Here is a 23,328-nt window from a genome sequence, read left to right as displayed (position 1 = left end):
GACAGGGATGATCGACAAGGCTTTACCCGTAATTCTTCGAAAACCTTCTCCATTATTGACCGGGCCTTTCCAATCGGGAATTACGGATCCACAATGGCCAGTTTCGCCACCAGAGGCAGAGGGTATCGATCAACAGAGATATGCAGTAGAACGTGCAGGACGCATCAACCCACAAGCCTTTCTTACCGTTGTCGCCACAGATGTATCCGCAAATAGTCGGGAAGCTCTTGTGGAGGTATTTAGACGGCTGAATAGGTTTGCACAGCACGAGATGAGAAAGCCACCTTCGGTTTCAAACCTGCCTGTTCTCCAACAGGTGCCTACCACCTATAGGGTAACGGTCACAATAGCGCTAGGATCCAAACTGTTCGAAACGGCAGAAGGTCACGATAGATACGGCTTGAACGGGCTTCGTCCCCGCTGGTTAAAACCCATGCCCCGAGTTATTGGAGATAGCTACGATCCAATAAATGAGATGGCTGACTTGTTAGTCTTGGTCGCTAGTGATCATCCATATGTAAATACGGCTATAGCTCGTTCAATTGCGCACGGTTTTGTCGACAAGCGTCTACAGGTACGTCGCATTGAACAAGGATTTTCGCGCCCGGATAAAAAAGAGTTTCTTAAATTTGACGATGGGATTGACAACATATCTAATGCGAATGGTGGCGAACTCGACAGATTGGTTTATGTCCGCACAGAAGATGGGGAACCGGATTGGTGTGTGAACGGCTCTTACCTTGTCTGGCGTAAGATTCGCGAAAACCTCCCAATCTGGGAAACAATGAGCGAGAAGGAGCAGGAAACAGCGATTGGTCGTAGCAAAAGCAGTGGGAAACCATTGTCACGCAAGAGTACTGGACCAGGGGGCATGACCCCGCTCTACCCGGATCCGAAAGATGCAAGGGACGGCTCACTCGCATCACACATACGCAAGGTTCAACCCCGGCGTTCCGGCCTTGATCTTCTTGGCATATCCGATCTTGATCGAAGATTCTTGCGTCGTGGCTACCCCTTTTTCCACGGACTGGATGAAACAGGCAAGATTCAATGCGGCCTCCTCTTTCTCGCTTTCATGAGGGATCTGCGGAAACAGTTTGAGTGGCCTGTGCAGATGTGGCAAACAAACCCAGACTTTCCGGTTCCCAATACGGGCCCTGACACCCTATATGGTAAGGGCATTCTCTCAAATGTCACTGGGGGTTACTACTTCTGCCCTCCTGCCTCACCTCAGGGTGAGGATTTTGTTGGTTCCGGATTATTTGTGGGATAACCACCTGGACCCTACAAAGAAAAGGGGGGCGATACCCATACGCTTTGATAAATTGTCCACATTTAGTAGGTGCCTAACGCTTTCTCACACCAGAGAAGGCTGATTAATTCCCGAGTGCGATTAGTCAGCATGAAAACACAGAGGATGGGAAAGGCTTCGGGTTGGAAATATCGATTAATCAGACCTTCCCTAGCACACCCATTACTCGCGTGCATAACCTAGTCAGCTTACGCTCACTGTATTCTGAGAACGAAATGTGAAGGAGGGAGCATGCGGATCTACGCTAAGTCGAACAATGGAGAATTTGAGGCGCGTATCATCAGCGGGACACGCACAATCCTAATGGCGATCAATTGTCATGAGGCCAGGCGAAGAGGTCTAAGAGGGTTCGCATTTTTTCGAAAGGGTCCCGACGATGAAGCGGGCAAATACCTTCGGTCTCAGAAGGTATTTGAATCCATTGTCCCCAATCCTAAGGAGTTAGTAAACGGTAAGCCTCCAGTCTTTAGGACCGACAAACATCCGGTACAGAGCTTTCTCTGGAGCGATTATGCAGCAACTCCCTCAACCAACTATACAATGCGAATCATGCCGATGTATGGCCCCATCGACTCGATGGGAGCTCCACCGAATGATATGATCGAATTCGCTGTCAAAACCGAAGCCGAAGATGACTCGAATGGCCACGGTATTTGGTTCAATCGTGGAGCGATCGCCAGTCAGCATTTCGCTAAAGAATTCGGAGATATAAAACCGAGCCCTCAGCAACTGGATGATCTTACACAACCGGTCACGCGATGGCTCTCAAGATCGCTAGCGGAAGCCTGCCTCCAATTCATTAACGAGACTCCGCCTGGCGAGGCGTTACGTGCTTGTTTATACGAGTTCACTTACAAGCCTATTCTCAACGCATTCAAAGCTGCTGTTGACCGCGGTGTTGATGTGCAGATTAGCTACCATAAGACTTCTGCAAACGACAAAGCAATCCAAACCGCACAATTGCCGAGAAAGGCACACAAAAAACAGGTGTTGTTCCCTCGAACGGTACCAAAGATCCCGCACAACAAGTTTATTGTGCGACTGTCTGGCAACAAGCCCATATCGGTCTGGACTGGCTCAACTAATATCACACCCTCTGGGTTTCTGGGGCAGACTAATGTAGGGCACAAAATCAGCGACGCATCCACGGCAACAACGTACTTCGATTACTGGAAGGAGATTTCAAAAGATCCTGATACTTCGACTTCAAAGTCTGTCGTCACTAGGATTACACCACACCCTGAAGAAGTACCTGCTAATAATTCGATCACTGTTGTGTTTTCACCTCGCCAGCGGGCAGCGATGCTCGATTGGTATGCCAATAGAATTCTCGATGCTGAGCAGTCAGTCATGTTTACGGCGGCTTTCGGTGTAAATGAAAAGCTCATATTGCCATTAGCGAAAGACCGGGAGTTCCTACGGTTCGTTCTGATGGAGAAGCGACCAAATAAGGACATGGCAACCCGCCTCCGGGCTGATAAGGATGTCATCATTTCCTATGGAGCAGATCTCGGTCAAACGACGGTATACACAAACAAGAAGTTCAAAAAGCAGAAAATCAAGAACTTTAGCCTCGACAAGTGGTTCTGGGAAGAAGAGCACTACCGCAAATCTGGAAACATCTTTTATGTTCATACAAAGTTCTTGCTCATTGATCCACTTTCAGACGACCCCCTAGTCTGCACCGGCTCAGCAAATTTTTCGAACAATTCACTGACGGCCAATGATGAGAATATGCTTATCATTCGAGGAGACAAGAGGGTAGCAGACATTTATCTTACTGAGTTTGATCGAATCTTCCGGCATTTTTACTTCCGCGATGTGGCCAATGAGATTGAGGTACGAGGCCATAAAGCAACTGGCGCATTTTTAGATGAGACAGACGAGTGGACTAATTCATATTTTAAGCCTGACGCATTCAAGACTAGACGGCGCGAAATGTTTTTTGCTAAGCCGGAACCAACCTGGGTGACAAACGCCGAGAAAAGGCCTAAAGACGAAACCAAGCGAGATGGCGATAAACCGATTACACGAAGGAAAACAAATTAAATGTTTCAAGACATCGAAACAAATTCTGGACAATGCTTTCCTGATCACTGTCCCTTTGGATGGCACTATGTCAGCCGTTGTGCAATGCCTAGATACTTGCGGATTCAGAAAATGTACTAGGACTCTCGTCGAGGACCGCTGAAACCGCCATCTTACTCTAGTTTTCAGGGGTCGTCGTTTTATGGGAGACGTCACTTCCTTGTCAGCGTCTCCTTGACCGGGGAGATTACACCATATCTCTTCTACTGATAGGGCGCTATGGTTTGCCCTTTTTCTTTTTTTGAATTTCTGGTGCTTTTTGCACGATATAAATTGTTGATGCAGTAACTCCTTTGCGTTTTACATTCAGCCCCAAGGCCTGTGCCACATTCAGGTAATTTGTATCATCAACTTTGATAGCTCTAAGCACTTTAACGGTGCCTAGTTTTTTCCTAATTGCTGGTGAATCAAATAGCATTATCAGTACTCCTCTAGTTTATTGTCGATGTAAGTTTTCTAATCATCGCATAAAGAGCGTCATTATCAACGCCTGTGGCAAGGTTCAATGATGATATGCCAGTTAAGGTGGTTGTTCTGTTCTTTAGAAGCGTAGTGTCCGTACAACGGCCGCAGAACATGTTTACTGGAAGGTTGATTGTTTGAAAGAGAGTTATTAATCCTAAGGCTGCAAGACAGTCTGATGCAGATGATACATGGAACTGAGGTGCTCCACATTCCCGAAGTGCAGTTAGAAAAAGAGGGACATTAGCACCAATGGGATCACCTCCACACTCCACTACGAGCGAGCTGCAGTTCAAATTAGCGATGTGATAAAGGCAACCTAAGAACCTGCCTTTCATGCAGCCCCGTTCTTCGTTAGAATAGGTCGTTGCTAATCCGAAATCAATAGGATCAATCACATGAGATGCACCAGCATCTGCATAGATTTGACGCTCAATTGTCGACGCTGTACCAGTGGCTTTTAGAGCAATTACGTCGTGCCCTTCACGAATAAGACATCGCACTATGTTGATTCCTGCAGTTGTCTTCCCGGCTTCAGCAGACGACCCTGTTATTAGGATGGTGAGAGGAAGTTGTGTTGGCCTATCGTATTGCAAAGGTGTAATTGCATAATTCGAGATATTCATATTCGCGGCAGTGTCGCTGATCGCAACCCCTAGAACAGTTACGTGAGTTGCGAATTCTTGAGTGTCGCTGGCGCATTCAGTTAAATCTCCTATTATTCCCTGAATGCTAAGTATGGTTAACTGGCGGCCAGGCCGGTAAACATCATCTTCTGGAACTTTGCCAACATTCCATCGTGTTGATTCTCTATTGGCGACCGTAGTTACTAGAATGTCTCCTGGAAAAAGCGATTGCAGACGTCCTGATGAATCTTCAATAGCTGAATGAGGGAAAGCAGCCACTTCAACCCGACAAACAACAACATCTCCAGCATGTAGCATCCGTTGTTCAAATCTACGGACTTTATTGCGGGGAACGGTGCGCAAGCATGAGGCCCATTTTGCCGTTTTTGCCCAATTGTTCTGGATCATTTTAGGGACAGCGTTCTTTGTGGTAGACATGGGAATATCCTACAGGGCAATTGCAATTGTTCCTTCATCGGTCATCTTTATCGGAATAGTCCTAACGTAGAACCAGGTGGTAGTGTTTACTGCAATATGAATTAAGATGCATAGAAGTAGGCTTGCAGATAAAGCCAAAGACAGTTCCATGCATATCGCAAAAAGTAGGGAGAACAACCTCACCCATGCGCCCTTGTGGGCAAGAGAAAAAGCGATCACGGATAGTAAAGAAGATGCATAAGAGCTGATAAGTCCTCTGTAGAGGATTTCTTCCAGGATTGCGACGAATATTGTGCCAATTAATTGGTGGCTACAGAAACGAAGATTGACAAAATAGTTAATCACCGTTTCAGAGTACCGAGTCCCGTGAAGTCGACGAATACCCTCAAGGCACTGCCATGTACAAAGCATCGCAATAGCCACAAGTAGCCATTTATTCAAATCCCATATTGAGTGATAGCCAAGAGGCGCGCCTCTAGGCTGAGCCCACAAGTATATGGGCGCACTGAGTATAAGAGTGCTCTGTAATAATTCCCTCTCCCACTCCCAATTGAGACTATTCTTCATTAGGTATTTTAAATACTCCCTTTTCGTCCCTCAACAGAGTTTGAAGGTTTTTCCAAACTGTCTTCTCAACATCCTCTTGGCTTGCACTCCAAATTTCTGCTAGTTGGCTAACGGCATCACTGACTTCCCATGGCCATAATGATCGTCCGTGGGCTGTTGCGAATGGACCGTCTGATTCCGTAAGCACCCGTTCGCGAGGCATTTTTGCTGTCAAATCTCTTCCTTTCCTGGTGCGCAACATCGCCGGACCGACACTGAACCAGCATCCCAGGCCAACCGCACGATCTAGGTCACGAAGGCTACCGGAAAACCAATGTAGCACAGGCGTCCCCGCATCCGGGCACCCTTCTAGCCGATCAATCACAGCCTTGCTCGCGTGTCGGCTATGGATCGACATGACTCGCCCTCCCGCCTCCCTACACACGTTCAGCACGTGATCGAATACCATTGTCTGATCATTCCAATATCGTCGGTACTCCGGACCACCATCCAATCCTATTTCGCCGACGTAGGGTGTGCCAGGTAGAAGCTCATCAAATAGCACCAGCTCACTTTTTCGTTCGTGAGCGATCTGTGGATGTAGACCAAGCCCCGTCTGAATCCATTGACTCTTTTCCGCCAATGCGGACGTTCCCTTCCAAGCTGAAGGCGTCGTCGTGATCGAAAGGACGTACAGGCCGCGTGTGATGCACTCGTCCCGCACCGCCAACGGGTTTGGATAGAGATCGAGATGACAGTGAAAGTCGATCATTTAACACCGTAGTGCTTGAACAAAGATTCTAGCTCGCCGAGCCCGCGGCCTACCATCGCTTGGAGTGGACTAATATCGCCCAAAAGCGTGGTACTGAGAGCCGTTCCAATCCAACTCTCCAAGCCATCCGCTTTTACTTGGGCGAGCGCCATTCCCACGGAACGGACGTCATCAAAACCCGCGTGCTCTGCATCATCGCACCCAAGATCCACGTACACGTATTCCGTCGTATCTCTCAATTTGGCAGTGTGGAACGCCGCCCGGCGGACGAGGCATGGTACGCACCGTCCACAATGCTTGTAACCGAATTGCTTAAATCGCCCGCAGCTCGTCGTGTAGGATGCATGTGCGTTCAGCAGGGCTTTATTAGTGCAGTCGCGCAGCATCTCACCCTTTGTCTTAAGTTGATACGGGTTCTCCATGTGCACCCTTAGACCAGCAACGTCCAGCAGCTGCTGAAGCAGACCAAATAATACCGGATGCGTCGTGCGGGTGCTGAGGCTTCCCAGGCGCGATCCGGTGAGAGGCGGGTTGATCGAGATGAACCCGTTCTCACAGACGTACAGCGTCACGTTGTCACCAGCGTGATAGCATTTCAGTGTTGTTGCCGCAAGGACCCCGTATGCGAAGAAAATCAGCGATCGCGCCCGCTGCGATGGCGGATTCTCAGGATTTGGAACTTCGGCATTGTGATTTATCTGCAGATGCCTCAAACCACCTCCGATGGTATTCGCAAATGATCGTTGGTTCTCCGCGTCGCCTCGCACAGTTTGACTGACGGCAAATGGCTTTCGGCCGTCACTGACTAAATCCACATTCCCAATGAAGCTATCCAGCCCCCCTGAAAGCAGAGCTACGCAATCTTCAGGCGGCAGAACTGGTTGCGTGGGCGGGGCGGGCGAAATTCCTCCCCCCATAAAGCTAATTTTCCATCTATCGATGGTAAGAAACTCAAGCAGTTTTCCCACCAATTCCCGCTGCGCATTCCAAAAAGCAGGATCGGCCACCGAGATCTCCAACTCGAACTCGCGCGTCCAACCATCCGCGCTCATATTCCGATGACCGGCCAGGTCAGCGGCTATCACGGATAGCGCAAGCGACAGAAAGTCCCACGCCCTCGTTGCACCGTGCAACTTTTCGCGAGAAATCTTATCCGCGACGGCGGCACCCACACTCCCACGCGTTGGCCTATCCGCTGGCCCATAGAGGACAACTTCCAATACTTTCGAAGTCCCTTTGAAAGAGTAATCCTTTGGGGCACAAACGAGCTTCATAATGCATACCCCTCGAATACCTGGAAGGTTTCCTCCAGAGCGGCGCGAACGACTTTGTTAACACGTCCCGTCGTCACGCGATGTCCGGCACTTTGCAGCTTTCTAAAAGCCGCCGCAACCGTTTGCTTGACATACTCCTTTACTTCTTTGAGACGCGAAAGAGCGACCGTAGCTGTTGGCGCTTTGTCCTGGATTGCTTTGCCAATATCAAGCACCGCGCGCTGATACACATCCAATGCAACGAACCGCTCGATTGCCATACCGCGTTGGTCCTCGGTCAAATTGAGAAGATCGGCGTCGGGAAACATCGTTAGAAGTTCGGATAAGGCGTCCTTGATCGCCACCCGACTTGCCTCTGCATCCTGAGTGCCATCCCCCGGGCGAACCGCCTCGATGATTGCGTCCATGACTTCCCGCGCTGATCGACCAGCGAGAAGGGCCGGGTCGAGGCGACTTCCAGGTGTAGCGGCCTGCCCTCTGGCGACGCTCGACAAGGCTCCATGAAGGGTACCCGCCGTTGCTGCCGTGCCGCCGAACCGCCTTACGGCGGTTGCCTGGCCACCATATCCTCTCCGGACGTAGTCTCCGATGCCGCGTTGCATATCCTGACGATCGCCACCTCGTCCGAACTTGCCCAGACTAAGCCGTGCCCCGCCAAAGCGCGCTGCTGGTGCAATTGGAGACGGAGGTATTTGCGCGGCTGATTGATTAGGGGTGATGGGCAACTGCCCATCTTGGTCACCGCTATCCGTTGGCCCGGTCCCGTCTCCATCTTGCGATGGGGGACTGAGAGGAATGGGAGGAACCCATGGCGGCACCATAGGGACTCCGCCGCCTGGCCCTTTGCTAGATGCGGACGTTCCCATCCTATCCCTGCTGTTTTATTGCCTTCCTAACCGGATCAGACAACCCCGTCGATGTATCCCATTTTTCAAAAACACTGGTCGCCCAAGGCTGATCGCTAATCTTTGGAATGATGCTCGCTTTAATTTGCGCCACCGGACGTTCAGATAGAAAAGCGGCGAGCCGCGCCCCTTGCACCGCATCCGCTCCTGCCGTTACTAAGCATGCCTCAAGGACGGGCGGTACGCCCCATTCTTGTTCCTGCCGCGCTCGGTCTAACAGGCGATCCATGATAACTGTGATTTCCGTCCTGGGGACTTTCGAGAGGCGGTCCTTCAAGTTGGCAGCCATATCAGGATGCTGGAGCAAAGCTGTCAACAACTCAGCGGCTTCCGAGGACAGCCGGTCTTGCGGACTGATCAATGGCGCATGTTCGCGGCTGACATAAAGCACGCCCCGGAGGTCACGATCTGCAATCCTTGGGGGCAGCGTCAGCCACTCCAGGACAAAGGGATCGTCCCACGGTGCCTGCAATGAAACCTTTTGTCCGGCATTCACTTTCTCTTCCCATTCGGACAAGAACGCAGGCTTTCCATCGCTACTTTCAGTCACCGCCTTCGTCAACTCCGCGTAGGCCTTCGGATCACCAATTCGCTCGAACAGCAACATCTTGGCGAGGACTGCTTCGTCCACGCCGACGCCATGAGCGTTTGAGATTGCCATACGGATGGCAAGCGCATTCAAGAAGCGCTTAATCACACGAGGATTCCCCAAAATTCCTGACGCAGTCGTCATCAGGGGCGCGAGTCTGTCCGCTGTGTCGAATTTCCCGACGAGCTCGTGGTCAAATTTGTCGTACAGCGACTGTAGGAATGCACGGTCAACCCGCTTGCCTTGCCATGTCTGCCCGAGTTGCTTACAGATGTCCGCACGAAGTTTTTCTTTAACGCTCTCGTCAACGCCACTGTTTTCCACGTATAGCAACATCATGTACCCGCGCACTTCCTGCGTTCCGAGGGGAGGCACCCGGATTGGCACCTGAATGAGCTTGTCAAAATAGTTAATAACAAGATCGTCGGTTACGTCAGGGAAATGGCGACGAACGGCGTATTTAATCATCGCGTCGTCAGCAGCGATCACGAAAGCGGTGTTCTTCAAGAATAGAAATAGCCGAATAGCCTCCAATGTCGAGATTGTCGTTTCGGGCAGGCATCGGTCTAGGTCATCGATCATGACTACAAGAGTCACATTCATGGCCTCGAGCGTTTTCTCGAAGCTTTCCCGAAGCGCATGTATTTCCTGAGGAGGAGAAGACTTCTTCTTTGCATCGAGCAGCCCCGATGCCGCGTCCTTCATTTCGCTACCTAACCCTTCCGGGGGTAGTCCTGCGTACAGGGCTGCAGCAGAGCCCACCACCAACTTCGCAAGCCTAAACCATCTGACGCGCTCTAAGAATTCCCTGGCCTTGTCGAGACCATTTTTGCGCTTCTCGGCCTCCTCTATAAGCCTTTCGCCAATGACTTCCATCAGTGCAGCACGTGCATCGTCATATCCCTGATAAAGCCAGGCGTTGAAATCCACGAAGATAAAGTCACCATTGCCATTGCCCGAACGCTGTGTGAGGGAACGGCGGACTATCCTGATCATGGATGATTTACCTACGCCCCAGGCTCCAGAAACACCTATCGAAATCGGTCGTCCTTTAGCATGGATAATGATCTCAGCGACTGTGTCGGCGACACCCGTAAAGTTCAGGAAATCTCGGTCTGTCTCATTATCTGGCCACATCTAATGTCCCTCCAACTTTAAGCAACCCGGCTCGCCAACTCTAGCACTTCGCCTCTGCAATGGTTGCGACCACCGCAGCGAAAGATCACTACCACTACCACTTCGCCATCAGGTCATCAATATTCCTGACCGTAGTAACTCGCCGTGTCTTAGCCGACGACCAGAGCGTTCCAATGCGCGTTTACCACAAACGCTCTTTGCCTCATCCTTATCGATTAGGTTGTCCAAGAGTTAGGGTCAGGCATGCGTATTGACTTTCGAACGGTGCGCCTCACAGGCAAAAACAGTCGACTGTTGCCCCTGGGGGACCACGAAGAACGCTATCAACTACTGTCCTTCGATTCGCAAGCCGCGGCCGTAGGGATTGGTGGGACTCTCGGAGTGAAACGGACTGCCTGCGCCGTACGGATTGTTGATGGAGTCGGGCGAAAACCTCGAACCGTACCGGCCGTAGGGGTTGCTGGTTGAGTCGGAGTCGTAGGGGATTGGCGTTCAAGTTGCCTCGGTAATTTCCCTGTTGGTCATAGAGCCTTGGCGCGTCGGTCGCGAAAGGATTCATCGCCGATTGATTACTGAACGGACTGCCGTACTGGCTGAAGAGATTCTTGATCCCGTTCGGCGCAAAGGGACTCCCCGCCCCGTACGGATTGGCCGTCGAGTTCTGCTGATACGGATTGGCGCTGAGTTCCCCGAGATCTTTGGCGGAGGCAGAAAGAGGAAGTAGAAGGAGCAAGGGGAGAAGGAGTAGCATCGGAGCCCGCTGTACAAAGAACATTCTGGACTGGGGTTACTCCCCATTTAGGCCATGTTGCAAGCTCGTCCTGCTTGCCAACCTGTGTCAAACGTTAAGATACAAAAGCTTGACCCGCTAACCGACGTGGTCTCCGACTACGCCACAACGCCCCATCGATTCACAAATCGATACAGCCGATCATTCAGCGTGAAGCTACTATGCTCATCTGTCGGTACACGCGTGTAGTCAGGACCCGCTTGATCGACAGGAACTGAATGGGCATGATCAGATTCTGGATAACTGTTCCAGCTGAGGAGTTGTCCGGAATCAATCACTCGATCTTCATCTATTTCTCCTGACATGCCAGCCGGCCACAAGGCCATCATGCTCGATGGTGGCTCCCAATAGACAAGCGGGCGAATTTTGCTGAATCGTAAGAGATCCATGCCAGTTTCAACATAAGCCGGCGATCGAGACAAAACTTTATGGATTTTGGCGAGAGGTACCGGTCGTTTGGAGCAAATGAATAATCTCATCATCGTTGGCATGGCCTCATAGCAAATGAACACCTTTTGCTTCGGATGTTCTTCCCACAACGCTGCAATAGCGTGGTGAAGCAACCAAAGATGGCACGTTGTTTTCAAGTCACCAGCTTCCGCGGCAAGGCCGTCGTATGCATAGGCATAACAGCGCCCAGCACACTTCGGATCAGCCAGGTTTGTATCCACCAAATCCAAGGCGTTAAGCCTAAGCTCTGCGACGTCAGCCAAATCAATTTTTAGGATCGGAAACATGGCCAATTCTAAGCTTTGGTCCGTTGTGTAATACTCTGCTCAACTGCAGATGGAATAGGTTCGATTTTCTTTACCATCCAACTATTCCTCTTCAAACCCCTGGCTCGTGAACTTCAGCGTGCGGCTGTTTTCTGTGACGGTGCGCACTACGTTATCGGGCGTCCCGTTTGGAATCCTGGCCTCGATTTCCAATGTGACCGTCACATCGGAGCCCATCAGCCCAACCAGATGAGAAATCACCTCGTCGGCGATGCGTCCTGCATCCCGACCTACCCGCGTGGGGTCGAGAATGACACTCCCATGAAAGCGCTTCGGCTTAGGAATTTCCTGGGAAGCAGTTCCATTTGTAGGAGAAGTTGCATCGGAACCAGAAACTCCGGTTTTCAAGCCTTCGCCATTGAAAGGACCCTTTGCTCCCTCCCCCTGTATGGCACCTGTCTCCACTTCGCGTTGTTTGAGTGCCGTTGTTGGTCTAACGAGCAGGCCTGACAGATTATCTTCCGAAACATTTACTGGCTGACCACAGCGAAGCCCGCGGTAGCGTCCCGCCGTTTCGTCGAAGCTCTCGGCATACGCGAATGAATCGTCCGGCCACATGAGTAGCCTGAGCCCATCTCTGATGGCCTCGATCAACACGGCTGGTTCGCGAAGCCGTGGCAGATACACGTAGCGAGCAAAGTCTTCAATTAGTTGCTTGATGGCAACATGGTCTCCACGCCACAACGGCACTTGATCCAATTCTAAGCGCAGACGGGTGGCAGCAAACCCCGTTATCAGCAGTTCGTCATTGCGAAGCTTCTTGCTCACCCGCACCGCCAGCGGTTCTTGGCCAGCAAGTCGGAAACTCTGCCACTCTACAGAGTTCTTGGGCGACGCCTGTGTGGGTACCAGGAGCCATTGATAGGATTCTGGTATGCGCGCGTTGACAACGCTGGAGGCACTATCCTTCAAATCCTGCGCCTGCTTCACTTGATGCTGAGAAAGGTCGAGTATCTCCTTTTCTCCGAGAATGGACTCCCATGCCAGAAAACGCCGCACCGCCTCGTCCAAATCCTGGAGCCGTGTCTTGTCTACGGCAAGAAATACCAGTGTGTTCCGATACAGGCGAGGAATGTTACCTCGTGATTCAAGGATGGCCTTCGCTGCCGCCATCGCTGGACTTTCCGAATCCTTGCTATATGGATATTCGATCCGCAATACAACTAATCGTGCGTCAAGATCATCCGGTACATCCTGCCCTGATTGCGGCAGGGCATGAATCCGCCGAAAATCGCCCTCTTTCCGAAGGTCAGCGCGTAGTCGATTCTCCAACTCTTTGACCACAGCATCTGGGTCTGCCTTAAGCTGCTCGGCACGGTCTTCGGCTAATTTGGTTACCGTGGGTTGAGTGGAATACCAGTAGCGGGCAGCATCTTTGTAGAGGTAGGTAGCCGATTCGCTCAAGCGCCGGAGCGCATCTCCGAAAATCGCTGGTGCTTCCCCCGGCATCACACAACCTAGCTTGATGCGCCGATCCTCTAGTCCGCGATTGGCGGCCTTGGCTGTTGGCGCTGACCCAAGATAGATAGTCCGTGCTACTCGGCGGCAGGCAGCAAACTTTCCAAGATTGGGCACCTCCCTGTCGATCCGGAGCGGCAGTGAGTTGGGACCATCCACATCCTTCTCGATGACCGGCACCCAGTTGTCGGACAGGTAGCGGGTTAACTCGAACTGCACGCGCGGGTCGTCGATTGGGATATTGGAAGGGAGAACCAGCGGATTACGGTCCCCTTTCTCCCATAAGCTGTGGATCACTGCGGCCATTAGACGAAGCACGCCGCGTGTGCGCTGAAATTTCACGAGAGTCGACCAATCGGTGTAGAGCCGGTCAAACACCTCCGGGTGGATCGGGTACGCCGCCTTAAGCCGTTTCTCATAATCGGCGTTGCGACACTCAGGTGGAAACTCAGCGCCCTGTGTCGAATAAAGGTCGAAGAAAGCCTTCGCGACCGTATCGCGTGCTACATACTGAGCCTTCTCAACCAATGGCTCGAACAATCGGCGGCGCACTATCTCGAAGCTCTCCTCGGCGCTCGCCGGTCGCCAGGAGGTCTCTACGCGGCCGATGACGTTGCGCAGACGATCCAGCGCTGCCCGCCCTCGCTCACCGCCTACCTCGACGTCGTCGGCCTGAGTATGGGGCGAGCCAGCTGTGTCGGATGCGGGAAGGCTGACAACGAGTAGGCAATGCTTCACCAACTTAGCCGACTCGGTCAACAACTGGGCAAAGGAAAAGTGCGTCTCGAAGCTACCAGCAGGCAGATCGCTCTGATCGTGCAACTGCCGTGCATAGGCTACCCATTCATCAATCAGGATCAGGCAAGGCCCGTATTCGTTTAATAGTTCACGTAACGCATCACCAGGGTTGGTAGCATTCTCGTCGTCGGCTTTGATCCGTTTAAAGGCTGGCTTGCCGCCCAATTGCCAGGCCAGTTCTCCCCATAGCGTCCGGACCACCGTGCCATCAGGCTTCGTCACTGGGTTGCCGGGTGAGATCCTATTTCCGACCAGCACAACACGCTTGGCTCGAGGGAGCGCGGGCTGTCCCCCAGCATTTCTGAGAATTTCTTCCACACCCAACAGCTCACTGGCAGGGGAACCAGAAAACAGGTGATACAGCGCTAACATCGAGTGCGTTTTCCCCCCGCCGAAGTTAGTCTGGAGCTGCACCACGGGATCGCCCCCTTCACCACTCAGCCGTTGCACCGCTCCAGTGAGAAGGTGTTTCAGGCTTTCAGTGAGAAAGGTTCGACGAAAGAATTCAACCGGCTTGCGATACTCATCCGAGCCTTCGCCCAAATGCACCTGCCAAAGATCGGCGGCAAACTCCGCCTGCTGGTATCGCCCGCTGGCAACATCCTTGTGCGGGGTGATGACTTCACGCCACGGTTTGAGGCCCATATTAACTTGACTCTCTATCGCAGTGCCGGCGGAACGTCGCTTCTCAGTGCGTACTTGCTCGTCGAAGCGCACCCGTAGCAGCTCCATTTTCATCTTCTCTACTTCGGTCGCCTCCGTTGCCGAGATGGTCGCCAGGAGACGAGCTGCGCTATCGAGTGCGCGGTAGGCGTCATCCGTACTGAAGGGACGCTGGTGTGCCCACTTGTTTCTGGTGTCCCGTAACTCGCTCACCAGCGTGCGCTCCGCGTTGCCCAGTGTCTTCCGAAACACCTCATTCCATTGGTTCCACATAACGGCAAGAATTGCGGCAATATCCCAGTGCGGCTTGTCCTCCGCGCCAGCAAACGTGAGCTGTTGGTTGGACAATGTAGCTTTCACTTCTTCAAGCCAGAGCTGCTGATACTGGGCCTTCAATTCCCGTTCAAGAAATGGCTGCAACCCATCTCGAAGTAAATCGAGCATTTTTCCGACGCGCTCATGATTGGTGATGGCCACTAGTCAACTCCTAATCGTACAGGCCCGTAGAACTGCCTACACCGCTTTCCCGTGACAATCTTGCAATCTCCGGCCAGCCTAGGACGAGAGCATTATACGCCTGGGCCTGCTGCGACCGTTTCTTTTTCTCGCACAGATTAAATAATCGATAGGCCAGATCCCGTGCCACGTCGGCCTGAGCGCCGAGTTTGCGTAGTAGAGTGGCTGTCACTACATCACCTGCCTTCTCGTAATGATAGACGCGCAGAAGGTGGTGGGTCATTTCCCAAACTGTGAGGCGACTGTCAGTGGCGGGGTCCCAGTCTTTTGCCAGTTCGTCGGGCTTGAGTATGCGCACCTTGCCAGCCTTTGAAACTATGATGCCCGCCCTGACCATCCCTGCGACACTGGTGTTCTTAGCTTTGGAAAGGTTCTCGGCTACACCATATTCTTCGGCGTCGAAGCCGAACTGCTCAAACCACGCCAGCGCCCAACGTGTGTCAGCATCGAAGTCGTCCTCTTGTTCGGAAAGGACTTCGGTGAGAGTCTTATTGATGAGTCCCAACGCCGCGCGCACGGACAGTGGCTTCCCGCTGCTTTCCAGAATGCGACTGTAGCGAGAATAGACAGCCATACCTGGCCCAATGGCAGCCTGGGCGAAGTCTACTGGCGCGATATTGCCCTGTTGAAGATGCCGCAATGCGTCAGGCAGTGTTCGCTTCAGTTCTTGACGTAATTGCGTGCTTGACGTCTGAGGCGCGTCCATAGCACGAGGGCGGCAAGCCAGCACAATATAAGAGGCCAACGCATTTGAGCCCATTGCCCGCATACGCCAAGCCTGCGACGCGCGCACCGGCCAGGTGGCTGTGATTTGGAAGCCACTGGAGATAAGGGCCTCCAATAAAGTTTCCCAGCCGGTTGTGAGATCCACGCCTGAGTTACCCTCATCATCCGAATCTTCACTCTCTTCGTCGTCCTGCTTAAACGCGTAATAGACGGTCAGCGGAAAGCGTGGATCCATCTTGTTGCGAAGTGCAGTAAAGGCATTTCTGAAACCCGTCTCGAAATGTTCTTTGGCCCTGTCCTTATCACCACCAAAACGCTCCGGAGAGGCTGTCAGTTCCGGTAACTTCGGGACCAGGACGGTACTGAACAAGTCCGGATAGAGTGAACCGACCGTTCGTCGCAACCAGACATAGAAAAAATCGCTAAGTCCTGCATAGCTAATGTTGTCATAGTAGGGAGGGTCGGTGCTGACCAAAAGATCTTTAATGCCGTTTGCTCCCGTAGCTGCATCGATCTGACGGGCGTGCCCAAATTGAACAGAGCCAGTAGTCAGCACCTCGACACAATCAGCGACATACTCACTGCACGTGTGCCAAGCACCAACCGATTCACCTAGAATGTTGGCTTCAGCAAAGTCCCATATCATCGGGATTGCTTGACGGCCGAAAAGATGCATCACCTTTTGATTACTAGCGCTCCATCCACACAGCGAGTTATTGAAATCGCTACAGCGATCCACGGCTAGGCCCAGGAAGATTGTGACTGTGCGGGCGTATGCGTCGGCGTCTTCTGAGGAAAGCCCGGCCGCCAAGGCATCACGACGCACATCCGTCACGATCTCCTTCACCAGATCACTGAATGTAACCATTGCGGTCAGCTGACGGGGAGTGAAGAGTTGGTCAAATCGTGTCAACCCATAACCAACGCACCAAATATTTCGGGGGTCATCGGCCAGCAGTTCCGCAACTTCTCCCTCGGGAGCGGACACTTCCGCTGCCTCTCGCTGTTCATCCGTGGCAGGGAGATACAGCCGACCACGCTTTGCCTCGGCAACCACTGCTAGCAAACTGTACCCTAGCCTGTCGCCCTTCGCTTCGGTCTTGATATGCGATTCATCAAGCGGTTCATCTGTGAGCAAACACCGAAACTTTGCCCCGCGACCCAATTTGGTCCCTGCAGAAATTGATTCTCGATCCTTCGGGGTCCCGGTTCGCACCTCTAAGCGATACGTTCCTGCAGCCTTGTCAACGATTGGCTCCAGCCAGGCTAACTTGCCCTTCTTGCTTGAAAGCCAGTAGGTGCTGATCAGCGGAACTTGCTTACCCCGCGCTGCTGGATTAGGACTGGCCACTGTGCGCGCCCAAATCCATGCGATCACATTCGCTTCGCCGGGACCGTATTCTTTGGGCAAGCGGACTTTGGGATAAAGGTGCCCTATTTTTTTCTCGGCGCGTTCACGGATAAGTCGTCCGTAATACCGTACATCCGCTGCCAATCCGTATGTGCCGCGCCAGGAGTCTGTGCCTCCAATGCGCCCACGGTCCTCTAGGTCTACGGGGGGCTGCCCGGCCCAACGAGGGGCAAGTTCGAGGTTACACTTGTTCAAGAGCACGGCCACCGGGTTCAAATCGCCGGCCTGGGCCTCAAAACCTAGACGATTGGCTTCGAGCGGGATGGAGCCCCCTCCGGCGAAGGGATCGAACACGACTGGCAAGCGCCCGTCACAATGTTTCAGCATCTCCTCACGAGCCCCTGCGTACACCTCGGGTGCTTCATGCAGTTTCTTGCCCATCATGCGTCGCAATATGTCGAACAGTCGCTCACGCTCGGTTTTCTGAGCTTCCTCCGTTGGCCACTTCTCGGGATGCGCTTCCGGATCGTCTACCACGGAGGCAAATAGAATCGCTCGTGCAGTTGGAAGTGGCAACCGGGCCCACCAATGATGGATGCCTTTGGGGTGCGGCCCAATACCAGGCATCTTGTCATAGGCCGACGCGTCGTTGATTTCCGGCAACGGTAACGCAACTTCGATCAGCTTCTTGCGAGGGGTGGGAGTCATGGGCAGGCGGCAAGTAGTTTGGGGTTAGTCGTAAGTATCTCGATCCCTCCGATGGTGACATCACCATCATTTGTGACAAACTTCCAGCCATGATGGCGACAGGTTTCGACGAGCAATCCGTCATTCAGATCCTGGGTCCCAGATTCAAAATCAGCGATCACCTGCGAGACATTACACGAGGCAAACGGATGGTCGTGCCGAGAACAGAGTTGGAGGATCTTCCGGGAGAAGACGGCAGCACCTTGGCCGATAGAGCCAAAGTCGGAGGACTGTCGAAACTTCTTGAAGTCTGGATGCTTAGCCTTGTGCAAAGCGGACCATTCGATCCTACAGTAGCGATTCATATACTCGCTGAGCACAAGGGCGTCCAAGGCCAGCATCGTCCCCACCGTCAGCATCCGTTTAAGCGCCGCAGAGTAGTTCCTCGCGAAACCAGGAGGCCGGTTCGATGGAGCAGGAAACAGGTAAAGCCAGACATTGGCATCCAGCAACAGGGCTTCTCCTTTTGAAAAAGCATAGGACGAAAGGTCGTGAGCTTTATTCTTCATCTCCGACCTCTTCCTTCCAAGCCTGATCGAATTGCTTTCGGTTCTTGAAATAAACCTTGGCGTTATCGACAACCCTTTTCAGCATGGTGAGATCCTCTGTGGTCATGTCGCGCACGGAGAGTAGCTCGCGAATCCGCTCCTCTGGAAATTCACCATACAGTTGACCGATCGCAGCATTGAGGAAGGCCGAGATCAACGTTTCCACTCTTTCAAAGGACACCACCACCTTACGATTGTCGCGGAGCAAGGGCGCAATCTTGTCATGCACGGTCTGGCCATCGTCAGCCGAGACGCATAACGGACTGCCCACGATGTCGAACACACGAACCACGATCTCATCTGCCATAATCCAGACCTTCCGTCCTACATTAGAAGATATCTTCCGGCGAGATTTCCGAGCTCAATCGGTACGATTGGGTGTCGCCGGTGTTGATCTCAAGATTCACCACAGTTCCCATAAAATCGGCGGCGAGTTTTTCGAAGGTCTCTTTTCCGTTGCAATATTCGTAAAATCCAAGCCGCGAAGCAAGGTGAATCTTGCCTTCGTTCAATGCAATAAAGTCTTTGAGAAACTTTAGCCCAACGCCTCCCGGCTGCGAACCTGTTTTGGTCGTGTTCCCACCTTGCAGCGCCCAGCGAATGGCCTCGGTTGAAGAAACATTCGTTCCTAGATAGCGTCGCACATTGGTACGAATGCCAATGCCGGCATCGGCAATGGTCAAGTCTAAGCGTTGAACCTGCGGGTAGAACTGTCCACACACGAAGATACCAAGGCGAGAGTTAGAGTGAATGACGGCGTTTTGGAACACTTCGAAGATGCTCTGCTTAAAGACCTTCCCCAGGCCGTCGGTCATGCGAGGGATTCCTTTGCCCTTCAGATGCTGCTTGAGATAGTCCGCAAATCGACCTTTGTCGGAGAGCTGTATACGCTGAAACGGTAGCGTCGTTTGGTTAACATCATCGATAGCACTGTAGCCATAGGCGAGGAGGAATCCATTTTTTCGCAAAACGCGCTCAATTGCTGAAGGCACCTTTACAAGTTCGACAGCGTTAAGATTGTCCGAGATTCTCGCCAGTACGGCCGCCAGGGAAGCGGCCATGTTTGCATCGAAGAATCCACACTTCGAAAAATCAACCTCCAGCCTGTCCGCATGCAACTTTTCGGTATCGGCTGCCAGCGAAGCAAGACGCTCAAACCCCTCTTTATCACTGTGGATGGTTGGCAAATAGTGAATCATGACGGTCGCGATGCTTTAGCGAGTAGTTCTCCGAAGCTGTAATTAACGCTCGTCACACCAAAATCCGGTTCACGGCGAAACGGCCGACGGATATAATGAACGTGGTGGCGATCGCCGTCAAACTCCACCATTGCTAGGATGAAGTCGTCGGGCCTGTTCAATGAGTACAGAATTTCGTTTTTGGTCACGGTGATGGTATCTGCCCCTGACACCCGGCCCTTGACCTCGATGAACCGCAACTTCCCGGTGCCAGGTACCCGGCTCTCGATGTCGTACCCTAGCTTATCGAACTCGCGGTCGGTCGGGTCAAATCCGAGGCCCCTTTCAACTTCCATGACGATATCTCGTGCCCGCGCGGCGGCGGCCTGGGTGTCAATCATAGATGCGGACGTTGCCTGCGGATGACCTGCCATCTTGGCGAGTAGTCCTATCGGCACGACGACGACTCCTCCGAGCACCACCGGAGGAAGAGCGGACACTTTGCCTTCCAGTTCGAGCTGTTCCATCCGCTTCTGGAGACGCCCCTGCAGCTCATCGGCTCGACGCCGGGCTTCTTGCGAATTGAGTCGGGCGTTGAGTTTGCCCGCCTGCTCCTGGACCTTTAACTGCTCAGCACGATGATCCCAGTAACTAATCTCCTTTGTGAGACGTTCTTTCACCGCTGCACGGGTCTTGTCGGTCCACTCCACACGACGTGAGCGGACTTCCTGTAAATGCTCCGGCACCACGTTCCCAATGGCGTATCCCTGAGCCTTCTGCTCTAATTCGCGTGTGATCCAGCCACACTCAGGACGGGCCAGGATCGTTGCGACGTCAGGCTCGGCTGCGGCCAGGGGTCTGTAGTCCAAGTAAGGGGCATAGCCCAGGTGGCGCGCATTGCGCGCCGCATCGAGTTCCACATACAGCATGCGCTTGGAGATGATCCGTCGCTCGCCCGTGCGGATGCTGCTAGCGTCTTGAATCGCATGATCGAGATAGAAGAGCACACGTGGCTCATTGCTGGAGTCGCGTTCGTCCACCAGTACAGACCCACGGCGTAGAAGATCTCGATGGCGTTCCAATGTGAGATCGATGGCAGCATCCAGCAATGGGTGACCCGGACAGACAAAGGCTGCGAGAGACTGACCTTGTGGGGCGATGAGTGCCTTTTCAAACGCAATGCGTTCGTATCGTGGCAGGACGGGCTCGCCGATCCCGATCAGGCGGTCGCGGTTTCGTACCGGGGCTGGAACATGTGTGACTTCATACCGCCGTGGCTCTCGCTGCTTCGCTGCCCCACCCAATCGTTGGAATGCTTCGAGAAAGAATGATTCGATATAGTGTGGCTGCAACCTTCGCGCTTCGGCTCGTTCCATATCCTCCCGCACACGCTGCACGCGGCTCGCATCCATGGCGTCGTGAGCGAGCGCCCGCTCCTCTAGCAGATCTTGGAGTTGAGCCTTATCGAATGCATTCGCCACCACTCTCGTCAGCCTGGCCTGTACCTCCGGACGCTCACCGTACCGGATTGCCTCAATGAGGAGATCGCGCAGTGGTTTGCCCTCGAACTGCATCTTGCCCAGCACATCGAACACTTGGCCGCCGAGTGCTTTCCGTGCCTCGTCGAGCTTTTTCAACAATGTCAGATAGACATCGCCTTCCCGCGTCTCCTCAGCCACCAGATTCCAGAGGTGACAGACCTCAGTCTGTCCGATGCGGTGGATTCGCCCAAATCGCTGTTCGAGACGGTTAGGATTCCAGGGCAGGTCGTAGTTGACCATGAGGTGGGCCCGCTGAAGATTAATACCTTCGCCTGCCGCATCGGTAGCGAGGAGTACCTGTACCTCAGGGTCGTGCTTAAAAGCCTCCTGCGCTTTCATTCGTTCCTCACGGCCCATCCCGCCGTGAATCATGACGATAGCTTCTCGGCGGCCCAGTAGCGTGGCAATGCGGCTCTCCAGGTAATTCAAGGTGTCGCGATGCTCGGTGAAGAGCACAAGTTTCTGCCGAGGCGATGGTGTTGGTTGAGGTACGCCACTCGCCCCATAGGGCGATATCGTTTCTGCAGCATGGTCCGCAATTGCTACAGGCGTGAAGATGACCCCAAGCAGCTTGGCCAGTTCGCGCCATTTCCGATCCTCCCCACTGCGACGGACCGCAAGGGCCAGCGACTCTAAGCGCTGGAGCGTCAGAATCTCCGCCTTCAACTCCGCAATACTGCGCGCGGCCGTGGCTTGGTCGAGAATCTCCTCTTCAGCAGCTACTACCTCGTTGTCGGGTGCTTCTTCCAGGTCTTCTATATCCTCGTCATCAAGCGCAGGTCCATTTGCCACAGTGGCAGTTACGGGAGTGCCGCGATGGAGCAATTCCATCTCACGTAAACGTTTCTCTAGCCGCTCACGACGACGGCGTAAGGATTGGTAGATGGCTTCTGGAGACGAAGCAAGCCGTCGCTGGAGAATGGTTAACGCGAAGCCCACGGTATCGGCGCGCTTGTCATTTTCCAATGCTGCCGCTCGGTCGAACTCCTCGCGGACGTAGTTGGTGACTTCCTTATAGAGCTGCGCTTCGCCTTGGGAGAGTTTGTAGGGAGCGGTATAGGCGATACGCTCAGGGAATAGCGGCGTCGAGTCGAACTTGAGCAAGCTTTCTTTCACCATACGACGCATGAGATCCGATACATCCACTGCATGGACGCCGTCGCGGAAGCGCCCCTCGAAACGGTCACCGTCCAACAACGCCATGAACAGCTGGAAGTCCTCTTCCTTGCCGTTGTGCGGAGTGGCTGTCATCAAGAGAAAATGGCGTGTGAGCGTGGAGAGTAATTGCCCAAGTTTGTAGCGTTTGGTGTACTTGATCTCGCCACCAAAGACGGTGGCGGACATCTTATGGGCCTCGTCGCAGACGATGAGGTCCCAATGACAGTCGGGAGCCGCAAGCTTCGCCTGCACATCCTCGTTACGCGATAGCTTATCGAGACGGGCAATGACCAAATTCGTTTCGAGGAACCAGTTACCTGTGCGCGCGGCTTCGAGCTTGTCATTCGTCAGAATTTCAAAAGGGAGATGGAACCGGCGGTAGAGCTCGTCCTGCCATTGCTCGGCCAGACTTCCTGGGCAGACCACCAAGCAGCGATGCAGATCGCCCCGCGCGATCATCTCCTTCATCAAGAGCCCCGCCATGATGGTCTTGCCTGCACCAGGATCATCAGCCAGCAAGAAACGAAGCGGTTGGCGTGGCAACATGGCCTCGTAGACCGCGGTGATCTGGTGTGGCAGAGGGTCGACGAGCGACGTGTGGACGGCCAGAACCGGATCGAAGAGATGGGCAAGGCGGATGCGGTGTGCTTCCGACACGAGGCGGAAGAGACTGCCATCACCGTCGAAACTCCAGGGGCGACCATGCTCAACCACTTCAAGCCGTGGCTCATCATGTCGATACAGCAGGACGTTTGCCACACGACCTGCCGGGTCTTTGTATGTGAGTTCGAGCGCTTCAGATCCAAACCACTGCACACTGACGACGGTAACCAAGGAATCAGGCAGGATGCCGCGGACAGCGGCATTGGGTTGGAGATCTTCGAGACTAGCCATCACGCCTTTCAGAAGAGAGAAACTGAGGTAGCTTT

Annotated in this window: 16 protein-coding genes; 2 read left to right on the top strand and 14 right to left on the bottom strand. The window is 53.2% G+C overall.

Annotation, left to right across the window (positions count from 1 at the left end; genetic code table 11):
* Nucleotides 1–7: 7 nt before the first annotated feature.
* Together COMA2_RS14335 and COMA2_RS14330 are read left to right on the top strand one after the other, a co-directional pair.
* Nucleotides 8–1,273: a Dyp-type peroxidase gene (locus COMA2_RS14335; protein WP_090899619.1), complete on the top strand. Its 1,266-nt coding sequence runs from the start codon at nucleotides 8–10 to the stop codon at nucleotides 1,271–1,273.
* A 270-nt stretch (nucleotides 1,274–1,543) separates the two neighbouring features.
* Complete coding sequence (locus COMA2_RS14330; RefSeq protein WP_090899616.1) at nucleotides 1,544–3,361, top strand: phospholipase D-like domain-containing protein; 1,818 nt, start codon at nucleotides 1,544–1,546, stop codon at nucleotides 3,359–3,361.
* A gap of 256 nt (nucleotides 3,362–3,617) precedes the next feature.
* Here the strand turns inward: COMA2_RS14330 and COMA2_RS14325 are convergent, their stop codons facing one another.
* From COMA2_RS14325 to COMA2_RS14265, 14 genes are all read right to left on the bottom strand, one after another.
* Nucleotides 3,618–3,818 carry a hypothetical protein gene (locus tag COMA2_RS14325; RefSeq protein ID WP_090899613.1) on the bottom strand — a complete coding sequence of 67 codons (201 nt, stop codon included), beginning with the start codon at nucleotides 3,816–3,818 and terminating at the stop codon, nucleotides 3,618–3,620.
* Nucleotides 3,819–3,831: 13 nt separating this feature from the next.
* Nucleotides 3,832–4,926 (bottom strand): hypothetical protein, encoded by a 1,095-nt coding sequence (locus tag COMA2_RS19870; RefSeq protein ID WP_139077382.1) that lies wholly within the window; start codon nucleotides 4,924–4,926, stop codon nucleotides 3,832–3,834.
* Between the two features lie 9 nt (nucleotides 4,927–4,935).
* Nucleotides 4,936–5,337, bottom strand: coding sequence for a CPBP family glutamic-type intramembrane protease (locus COMA2_RS21375; RefSeq protein WP_407919017.1), 402 nt, complete (start codon nucleotides 5,335–5,337; stop codon nucleotides 4,936–4,938).
* 145 nt (nucleotides 5,338–5,482) lie between these two features.
* Entirely contained in the window at nucleotides 5,483–6,244 is a 762-nt protein-coding gene (gene qatD / locus COMA2_RS14315; RefSeq protein WP_090899608.1) for a Qat anti-phage system TatD family nuclease QatD, read from the bottom strand.
* Nucleotides 6,241–7,416, bottom strand: a complete 1,176-nt coding sequence (gene qatC / locus COMA2_RS14310; protein WP_217490760.1) for a Qat anti-phage system QueC-like protein QatC — start codon at nucleotides 7,414–7,416, stop codon at nucleotides 6,241–6,243. The genes qatD and qatC overlap by 4 nt, the downstream gene beginning before the upstream one ends.
* A 98-nt stretch (nucleotides 7,417–7,514) precedes the next feature.
* Complete coding sequence (qatB, locus tag COMA2_RS20525; protein WP_342672623.1) at nucleotides 7,515–8,120, bottom strand: Qat anti-phage system associated protein QatB; 606 nt, start codon at nucleotides 8,118–8,120, stop codon at nucleotides 7,515–7,517.
* Between the two features lie 265 nt (nucleotides 8,121–8,385).
* Nucleotides 8,386–10,149: a KAP family P-loop NTPase fold protein gene (locus COMA2_RS14300; protein ID WP_090899599.1), complete on the bottom strand. Its 1,764-nt coding sequence runs from the start codon at nucleotides 10,147–10,149 to the stop codon at nucleotides 8,386–8,388.
* An 888-nt stretch (nucleotides 10,150–11,037) separates the two neighbouring features.
* Entirely contained in the window at nucleotides 11,038–11,676 is a 639-nt protein-coding gene (locus COMA2_RS14295; protein ID WP_090899595.1) for a hypothetical protein, read from the bottom strand.
* Nucleotides 11,677–11,757: 81 nt separating this feature from the next.
* Nucleotides 11,758–15,111 (bottom strand): Swt1 family HEPN domain-containing protein, encoded by a 3,354-nt coding sequence (locus COMA2_RS14290; RefSeq protein WP_090899592.1) that lies wholly within the window; start codon nucleotides 15,109–15,111, stop codon nucleotides 11,758–11,760.
* 10 nt (nucleotides 15,112–15,121) lie between these two features.
* Nucleotides 15,122–17,935: a DUF1156 domain-containing protein gene (locus tag COMA2_RS14285; protein ID WP_090899589.1), complete on the bottom strand. Its 2,814-nt coding sequence runs from the start codon at nucleotides 17,933–17,935 to the stop codon at nucleotides 15,122–15,124.
* Nucleotides 17,932–18,483 carry a PIN domain-containing protein gene (locus tag COMA2_RS14280; RefSeq protein WP_090899586.1) on the bottom strand — a complete coding sequence of 184 codons (552 nt, stop codon included), beginning with the start codon at nucleotides 18,481–18,483 and terminating at the stop codon, nucleotides 17,932–17,934. The genes COMA2_RS14285 and COMA2_RS14280 overlap by 4 nt, the downstream gene beginning before the upstream one ends.
* On the bottom strand, nucleotides 18,473–18,829 hold the full coding sequence (locus tag COMA2_RS14275) for an STAS-like domain-containing protein (RefSeq protein ID WP_090899583.1): 357 nt from the start codon (nucleotides 18,827–18,829) through the stop codon (nucleotides 18,473–18,475). Before COMA2_RS14275 ends, COMA2_RS14280 begins: the two co-directional genes overlap by 11 nt.
* Before the next feature lie 22 nt (nucleotides 18,830–18,851).
* On the bottom strand, nucleotides 18,852–19,721 hold the full coding sequence (locus tag COMA2_RS14270; RefSeq protein ID WP_090899580.1) for an ATP-binding protein: 870 nt from the start codon (nucleotides 19,719–19,721) through the stop codon (nucleotides 18,852–18,854).
* A complete protein-coding gene (locus COMA2_RS14265) occupies nucleotides 19,718–23,293 on the bottom strand; it encodes a helicase-related protein (RefSeq protein ID WP_090900148.1) in 3,576 nt (1,191 codons plus the stop codon). Before COMA2_RS14265 ends, COMA2_RS14270 begins: the two co-directional genes overlap by 4 nt.
* Nucleotides 23,294–23,328 lie beyond the last annotated feature (35 nt).

This window comes from Candidatus Nitrospira nitrificans, from assembly GCF_001458775.1.
GTDB classification, from domain to species: domain Bacteria; phylum Nitrospirota; class Nitrospiria; order Nitrospirales; family Nitrospiraceae; genus Nitrospira_D; species Nitrospira_D nitrificans.
This window is presented reverse-complemented; position numbering and strand designations above follow the sequence as displayed.

Excerpts from the sequence above, each read along its gene's own strand:
- COMA2_RS14335 (WP_090899619.1), top strand. The coding sequence starts at position 8 with ATGATCGACAAGGCTTTACCCGTAATTCTTCGAAAACCTTCTCCATTA.
- COMA2_RS14330 (WP_090899616.1), top strand. The coding sequence starts at position 1,544 with ATGCGGATCTACGCTAAGTCGAACAATGGAGAATTTGAGGCGCGTATC.
- COMA2_RS14325 (WP_090899613.1), bottom strand. The coding sequence starts at position 3,818 with ATGCTATTTGATTCACCAGCAATTAGGAAAAAACTAGGCACCGTTAAA.
- COMA2_RS19870 (WP_139077382.1), bottom strand. The coding sequence starts at position 4,926 with ATGTCTACCACAAAGAACGCTGTCCCTAAAATGATCCAGAACAATTGG.
- COMA2_RS21375 (WP_407919017.1), bottom strand. The coding sequence starts at position 5,337 with ATGCTTTGTACATGGCAGTGCCTTGAGGGTATTCGTCGACTTCACGGG.
- qatD (WP_090899608.1), bottom strand. The coding sequence starts at position 6,244 with ATGATCGACTTTCACTGTCATCTCGATCTCTATCCAAACCCGTTGGCG.
- qatB (WP_342672623.1), bottom strand. The coding sequence starts at position 8,120 with ATGCAACGCGGCATCGGAGACTACGTCCGGAGAGGATATGGTGGCCAG.
- COMA2_RS14300 (WP_090899599.1), bottom strand. The coding sequence starts at position 10,149 with ATGTGGCCAGATAATGAGACAGACCGAGATTTCCTGAACTTTACGGGT.
- COMA2_RS14295 (WP_090899595.1), bottom strand. The coding sequence starts at position 11,676 with ATGTTTCCGATCCTAAAAATTGATTTGGCTGACGTCGCAGAGCTTAGG.
- COMA2_RS14285 (WP_090899589.1), bottom strand. The coding sequence starts at position 17,935 with ATGACTCCCACCCCTCGCAAGAAGCTGATCGAAGTTGCGTTACCGTTG.
- COMA2_RS14280 (WP_090899586.1), bottom strand. The coding sequence starts at position 18,483 with ATGAAGAATAAAGCTCACGACCTTTCGTCCTATGCTTTTTCAAAAGGA.
- COMA2_RS14275 (WP_090899583.1), bottom strand. The coding sequence starts at position 18,829 with ATGGCAGATGAGATCGTGGTTCGTGTGTTCGACATCGTGGGCAGTCCG.
- COMA2_RS14270 (WP_090899580.1), bottom strand. The coding sequence starts at position 19,721 with ATGATTCACTATTTGCCAACCATCCACAGTGATAAAGAGGGGTTTGAG.
- COMA2_RS14265 (WP_090900148.1), bottom strand. The coding sequence starts at position 23,293 with ATGGCTAGTCTCGAAGATCTCCAACCCAATGCCGCTGTCCGCGGCATC.